This window comes from Erwinia sp. PsM31, from assembly GCF_030433775.1.
In the GTDB taxonomy this organism is placed as follows: Bacteria; Pseudomonadota; Gammaproteobacteria; order Enterobacterales; family Enterobacteriaceae; genus Erwinia; species Erwinia aeris.
Window position 1 is genome coordinate 1 of record NZ_JARUWZ010000075.1, and the last position, 368, is coordinate 368.

At 39.4% G+C, this 368-nt stretch carries 1 protein-coding gene; it reads right to left on the bottom strand.

What is annotated here, in order from left to right; translation table 11 throughout:
* Positions 1–368: LysM peptidoglycan-binding domain-containing protein (locus QCD69_RS22510; RefSeq protein WP_301253576.1), on the bottom strand; the 368-nt coding region annotated here is incomplete at both ends.

The following is a 368-nucleotide window of genomic DNA, read 5'->3' on the forward strand; positions in this document are numbered from 1 at the left end:
GGGTATATTTTATTAGGATCTGATATATTATTCTGCCGCGCAATATCTTCAACATTCACACCATTTTTTTCTGCGATCTTCGCCAAAGTGTCCCCTGGAGCAACGGTATAGATCGAATGACTATTAGCATTGACACCATATATCGTCAAATGCTGACCTGGAAAGATCTTACTCACATCTTTTATATTATTGTTTTTGGCTATTTCATCAGCGTTTGACTTATAACGTTCGGCAATTTTCGAGAGAGTGTCACCTGACATGACTATGTACTCAATCGGCTTCTGAGTGCTCTTCTCACGTGGAGCTTCGGGAGTCTCGGAAAGTGTTTTTGCAGAGAATTGCGAAAATTTTCTTGTAAGCAGTATATT